The organism is Burkholderia sp. HAN2018 (assembly GCF_024704855.1).
GTDB classification, from domain to species: domain Bacteria; phylum Pseudomonadota; class Gammaproteobacteria; order Burkholderiales; family Burkholderiaceae; genus Burkholderia; species Burkholderia cepacia.
Genome location: NZ_QOBB01000329.1, coordinates 1 through 5,952, shown reverse-complemented (window position 1 = coordinate 5,952; position 5,952 = coordinate 1). Strand labels below are relative to the sequence as shown.

Sequence of the window (5,952 nt, the reverse complement as noted above, 5' to 3'; positions counted from 1 at the left end):
CGCGTGCCGCCGGCCACGTGGCGGCCGCGCCCGCGCGCGGCTTGCTGCACGCCGCACACCGGCCGTTCCGGCTCGACTATGGCCGCGCGCGGCAGGTGCATGTGATCAACGGAATGGGGGTCACGCTCGGCGATTCGGTGATCGGGCTCACCGCCCTCGCCGCGCTGCGCGCAGCGCACCCGGGCCTGGGCTTCACGCTGTACCGGCCTGCCCGCGCGCCGCGCTACGTCGATGCGCTGTATGCGCTCGCGGCCGACATCGTCGCGCCGTCGCGCGCGCTGCCGTACCCCGCCGACGCGCTGCCGGCGGACGCGCCGTGCATCGACGTCGGCAATCACCTGTACTGGCCCGCGTTCGCGCGGTTGCCGATGATCGATTTCTTCCTCGACGCGCTCGGCGTGGAGCCTGCCTCGGTGCCGGCGTCGGCCAGGCGCAACCGCTGGCTCGCGCGGCTGCCGTTGCCCGCGTTGCCCGCGCAATGGCAGCGTCCGTACGTGCTGTTCTGTCCGAACGCGAGCACCGCGTTGCGCAGCGTGCCGCCTGCCCTCCGGGCAACGTTCGTCGAACAGCTGGCCCGGCGCTACGGATTGCCGGTGGCCGGGTTCGGGCCGGTCGCGCATCCCGCGTATGTCGACGTGAGCGCCGATGCGGCAGGCGATACGGCCCGGTTCATCGCATGGGTCAAGGGCGCCAGCCTGCTGTTCGCGCCCGACACGGCCGCGCTGCACCTCGCCGACGGTTTCGACGTGCCGACGCTCGCGTGCTTCACGACGATCGGGCCGGCGCTGCGCGTGCGCGACTATCCGCATTGCGTGCCGGTCGCGCTCGACGTGCCGGCCGAATTGCGCGGGCTGCATCGCAGCGAGCGGCCGGCCGATCTCGCGGCGGTCGAGGCCGCTTACCGGGCGATCGACTGGGACGCGCTGGCTTGGCCCGCGCCGCGCAAAGCCGCGGCGACCGCCGCACCGGAAAACCGGACGCCAGCATCCGCTGCGTGGCCGAAAGCGCAATAGCGTGCCCGCGCCGCCTGAGCCTGAGCCTGAGCCTGAGCCTGAGCCTGAGCCTGAGCCTGAGCCTGAGCCTGAGCCTGAGCCTGAGTCCGAGCCAGACTCACCCCGACTGCTGCCCCGCGCTCACCCCGCCACCATCACCGCGCGATCGCGCAGCGTCTCCGACGGCCGCTTGCCGAACAGCCGCCGGTAATCGGTCGCGAACTGGCTGAGATGCCAGAAGCCCCACGCCTCCGCAACGTCCTGCACCGAACCGGCCGCGCGGCCGCACAGGTCGCGCCGCGCGCCGTTCAGCCGCAGCGTGCGCAGGTAGGTGGCGGGCGCCATGCCGAGCACGTCCTGGAAGCAGTACTGCAGCGTGCGCCGGCTCACGTGCAACTGCTCGCACAGTTCGGGCACGCCGACCGGGCGCGTGCGATGCGCGAGCACGTAGTCGCGCGCCTGTTCGACGATCCAGCGGCGCATCGACGGCGCGCGGCCGGCATCATCGTCGGCCGGTTGCGCGCACACGTCGAACAGCGCGGCCAGCACCTCGGCCTGCAGGTCGTCGCGCTGCGCATCGGCCAGCGGGCCGGCCATCGCCACCGCCCCGTCGAGCCGGCGGCCGAGCAGCGCGCACAGGCGCGCGAGCCGCGCATCGCCGACCTGCATCACGCGCTGCGTGAACAGCCGCTCGTCGAGTGCGCGGTGTTCGACCTCCTCCGCATAACGGCGCAGCACGTCGCCGCGCACGACGATCCCGTAGATCGAGAACTGCGCGGGCGTCACCAGTTCGAATTCGACGTTGCCGGGCCGGAACGCGAGCGCGCCGGGCCCGATGCGGCACGCATCGACGCGCGCGGTGCCGTCGCTCACGAGCGGGATGCCGAACCAGTACGCATCGCCGCGCACCTCGCATGCCTGGCGCAGCAGGTGGCTCGTCGATTCCCGAAACAGTTTCATCGTGTCGAGCGGCAGCTCGGTCAGCGTGCCGACGAAACGGCCGGCCGCGAGCTGGTCGTAGGTCTGCCGCCAGCCGATCAGGTTGCGCGCCTGCTCGTCGGCGTCGTGCGCAACGCTGACGACCGCCTGCCCGGCCAGCGCATCGTCGCCCTGCGCGTTGCGCCGCGTGTCTTCGGCCGTCGGTTCTTCGCTATACGCCACGTGTTGGTCCATCGTGTCCTCCCTCACCTGCCCGGAACCGCGTCTGTCACGCAAGTCCCGTGCCGAACCGCGCGGTTCGGCGCACGGCCCGTCATTCCACGTTGCCCGGCCGTTGCGCGCCATCCGGGCGCACCCGAAGGCGGCGTGGCGCGCACGCCGCCGGTGCGATCCGCGCGACGACCGCGCATCTCGACCGCCGCCGGCTACCGAATCCCGGCTACCCGGCCGGCTTCAGCCGGACGACCCGCGTGCCGCAATTGCCATACGCCTGCGCGACCGCCAGCTCGACGATCGCGCTTCCGGCCGGCCAGGGCGCCGCGTCGGCTTCGGGCAAATCGGCGCGCAGCGTCGCGCGACCGTTGATCCGGTAGCGGATGCCGCGCACGAAGTCGACGAACAGCAACCCGACGCCGCTGCCGTCGCATGCCGCCGCATCGATCCGGCCCCCGGCGCCGGGGGCGGCGGGCAACGCGAACCGCAGCGTCTTCGTGTCGATCACGCGGACGACCGGCAGCAGATCGCCGTTCGCATCGCGCATGCCCGGCACGATGTCGCAGCTCACGGATGTGCGCGAGCCGCCTGCGGTGGCGATGAACATGAACGGCTGAGATTCGACGAACTGCCGCACGCCGATGCTCACGCGTGTCGTCACCACGTCGCTCATCCGCTCGGCTTCGTCGGCCACGCCGAAGCGGTGCTGCGCGTCGAGTTCGCCCGCATGGAACACCGGGTGACGCGGAAAGGATCGGGGCAGTTCTGCCATGCTGGTTTTCGTTACACGCATCGGCGCGCCCTGCCGCAGCGACGACACGACGGCCGGTATCGTTTCCGGCGCCGGCCGCGACGATGCTCGGCCGGCGCCGGGGGTCGGATGTCGAAGTCGAAAATGGCGAAGTGCCGGGTGGCCGGGTGGGCCGACGGCCACCAGCCGATAGCCGGTAGCCGCCGCATCGCACCCGCATGTGCAACGCCCGACGGACGGGCAAACGTCACCCGGCCATCGAACATTGAACGCAGCCCGCGCGCCCCACCAACGAACCCCGGCGATCGTCCCGGCCGGCGCTGCCCTGCCGGCCGGCCGATCCCGGCGCCCCGCCACTGCGTCGACGCCCCGGGTCAGAAGAACCCGAGCGCCTCGGCTTGGTAGCTGACCAGCAGGCACTTCGTCTGCTGATAGTTCGACAGCGCCATCTTGTGCGTCTCGCGGCCGATCCCCGACTGCTTGTAGCCGCCGAACGCCGCGTGCGCGGGGTACAGGTGGTAGCAGTTGGTCCACACGCGGCCGGCCTCGACCTCGCGGCCCATCCGGTACGCCCGCGTGCCGTTGCGCGTCCACACACCCGCGCCGAGCCCGTAGAACGTGTCGTTCGCGAGTTCGATCGCCTCCTGCTCGTCCTTGAACGTCATCACCGACGCGACCGGCCCGAAGATCTCTTCCTGGAACACGCGCATCTTGTTGTTGCCGAGCAGCATCGTCGGCTTCACGTAGTAGCCCGTGTCGAGGCCGGCGGCCGGCGCCGTGCGTTCGCCGCCCGTCAGGCATTGCGCGCCTTCGCCGCGGCCGATGTCGATGTACGACAGGATCTTGTCGAGCTGCTGCTGCGACGCCTGCGCACCGATCATCGTCTGCAGGTCGAGCGGGTGGCCGGCCTTGATGCGCTCGACGCGCGCGACCGCCTTCTCGATGAACTTCTCGTAGATCGATTCCTGGATCAGGATCCGCGACGGGCACGTGCACACCTCGCCCTGGTTCAGCGCGAACATCGCGAGCCCTTCGAGCGCCTTGTCGAGGAACGCGTCGTCCTGGTCGAGCACGTCGGCGAAGAAGATGTTCGGGCTCTTGCCGCCCAGTTCGACCGTCGACGGGATCAGGCTGTCGGCCGCCGCGCGCAGGATGTGCTTGCCGACCGGCGTCGAGCCCGTGAACGCGATCTTCGCGATCCGCTTGCTGGTCGCGAGCGCTTCGCCCGCTTCCTTGCCGAAGCCGTTGACGATGTTGATCGTGCCGGCCGGGAACAGGTCGCCGATCAGCTCCATCAGCACGAGCACCGACGCGGGCGTCTGCTCGGCGGGCTTCATCACGACGCAGCAGCCGGCCGCGAGCGCCGGCGCGAGCTTCCATGCGGCCATCAGCAGCGGGAAGTTCCACGGGATGATCTGGCCGACGACACCGAGCGGCTCGTGGAAGTGGTATGCGACGGTGTTGTCGTCGATCTCGGAGATGCCGCCTTCCTGCGCGCGGATGCAGCCCGCGAAGTAGCGGAAGTGGTCGATCGCGAGCGGCAGGTCGGCCGCCATCGTCTCGCGCAGCGGCTTGCCGTTGTCGATCGTCTCGGCCACCGCCAGCAGCTTCAGGTTCTTTTCCATCCGGTCGGCGGCGGCGAGCAGCAGGTTCGCGCGCTCGGCCACGGACGTCTTGCCCCACTTGCGGCGCGCGGCATGCGCGGCGTCGAGCGCCAGCTCGATGTCGTCGGCGCCCGAGCGCGGAATGCGGCAGAACGGCTGGCCGTTGATCGGCGACACGTTCTCGAAATACTCGCCTTTCACCGGCGGAACCCACTTGCCGCCGATGTAGTTGTCGTATTGCTGACGGTACGGGTATTCGACGTCGAGGCCCAGTTGCTTCAGGTCAAACGGGTTCATACATGTCTCCTGTTCATCGTGCTTGTGTGCGTACAGCGCCGGTTGGATCGCGCTGCATCCGTTTACGCAACATGCGTGCCAAACCGGACGGAAGCACGGCGACCACGGCCGGCCCGCGTACGCACCGTGCCGTGTTCACCCACGCAGCACGGCGGGTGTACCCATTCTGAACAGCGCGATTGCGCAGCAGCCGGGCCGGTGTGCGAAATTTCCACAGTGCGCGGGCGCGCCTGCAGGCGGACGCCGGCCGCGACGCGTGGCATGTCGCTTGCGTACGCATCGTGCATTCCCATGCAACGGCGAGTGCGCCGACCGACACCATGAACGACCGCGGCCCCCTGACCGACGACGCCATCGCGTTCATCCGCGAGCAGGCGTTCCTGATCGTCGCGACCGCCGACGAAGGCGGCAACAGCGACTGCTCGTACCGCGGCCGCCAGCCGCGTGCCGACGGCTCGTTCGAGCCGCTCGTCGACATCCCCGACCGCCGCACGCTCGTGCTGCCCGACTTCGCGGGCAACAACCTGTTCAACACGATCGGCAACCTGCTCGTGAATCCGGCCGTCGCGCTGCTGTTCATCGATTTCGTGCGCCAGACGACCTGGCTCGTGCAGGGCCACGCGGCGATCGACGAGGATGCGCAAGGCCATGCCCACCTGTGGCCGGACGCGCGGCGCTATGTGGTGGTTGAAGTGGAACGGGCGCAGGCGCGCGCGGATGTGGCGCTGCCGCCGCTGGTGCTGGCGTGATTCACGTGATGCACTGAAAGAATCGTCGACTTGCGATGCAAACGACGATGAAACGACGCGGCGCTCCGGCTGCCGTGGCCGACGCGCCCGTGCATGGCGATACGCCGCTCAACGCCCGTGCGTTTCCGTGCAGGCCGCATCGATCCGGCTGCGCACCGGCACGTCGGTATGGGCGTGCCCGTCGGTGCCGTCGCCCGCTTCGGCAGCCACCCGCCGCCCGCCGAGAAACACGAACACCACCACCGCACACAACACGGTGACGACCGCCAGCCCGATCAGCAACCGGTCGAATGCATGCGCGTAACTCGCGAGCAGCGCCGCCTGGCCGACACCCGGCAATGCAGCCGCCGCGCCCGCGAGATCGCCGGTCGCGAGCCGCGCGGCCGCACGCAGCGTCGCCTCGGGCG

General features: G+C 70.3%; 5 protein-coding genes and 1 pseudogene. 2 read left to right on the top strand and 4 right to left on the bottom strand.

The genetic code is table 11. From position 1 onward, the window contains the following. The coding region (locus DPV74_RS38300) for an ADP-heptose--LPS heptosyltransferase (protein ID WP_119339071.1) at positions 1 to 1,013 on the top strand (1,013 nt) is incomplete at its 5' end. Between the two features lie 120 nt (positions 1,014 to 1,133). On the opposite strand, the gene DPV74_RS38295 is transcribed toward DPV74_RS38300, so the two are convergent. The 3 genes from DPV74_RS38295 to DPV74_RS38285 all read right to left on the bottom strand — a co-directional run bounded on the left by DPV74_RS38295 (position 1,134) and on the right by DPV74_RS38285 (position 4,796). Then, positions 1,134 to 2,165, bottom strand: a complete 1,032-nt coding sequence (locus DPV74_RS38295) for a helix-turn-helix domain-containing protein (RefSeq protein ID WP_027788682.1) — start codon at positions 2,163 to 2,165, stop codon at positions 1,134 to 1,136. A gap of 205 nt (positions 2,166 to 2,370) precedes the next feature. Further along, on the bottom strand, positions 2,371 to 2,916 hold the full coding sequence (locus DPV74_RS38290; RefSeq protein WP_059687892.1) for a hypothetical protein: 546 nt from the start codon (positions 2,914 to 2,916) through the stop codon (positions 2,371 to 2,373). 353 nt (positions 2,917 to 3,269) lie between these two features. After that, positions 3,270 to 4,796 carry an aldehyde dehydrogenase family protein gene (locus DPV74_RS38285; protein ID WP_021163584.1) on the bottom strand — a complete coding sequence of 509 codons (1,527 nt, stop codon included), beginning with the start codon at positions 4,794 to 4,796 and terminating at the stop codon, positions 3,270 to 3,272. Positions 4,797 to 5,116: 320 nt separating this feature from the next. Here DPV74_RS38285 and DPV74_RS38280 point away from each other — a divergent pair, with 320 nt between their 5' ends. After that, the gene (locus DPV74_RS38280) at positions 5,117 to 5,545 is read left to right on the top strand and encodes a pyridoxamine 5'-phosphate oxidase family protein (RefSeq protein ID WP_240440098.1); all 429 of its coding nucleotides are present in this window, start codon (positions 5,117 to 5,119) and stop codon (positions 5,543 to 5,545) included. Between the two features lie 108 nt (positions 5,546 to 5,653). On the opposite strand, the pseudogene DPV74_RS38275 reads toward DPV74_RS38280, so the two are convergent. Continuing rightward, positions 5,654 to 5,952: pseudogene (locus DPV74_RS38275) on the bottom strand (MFS transporter); the annotation flags it as partial.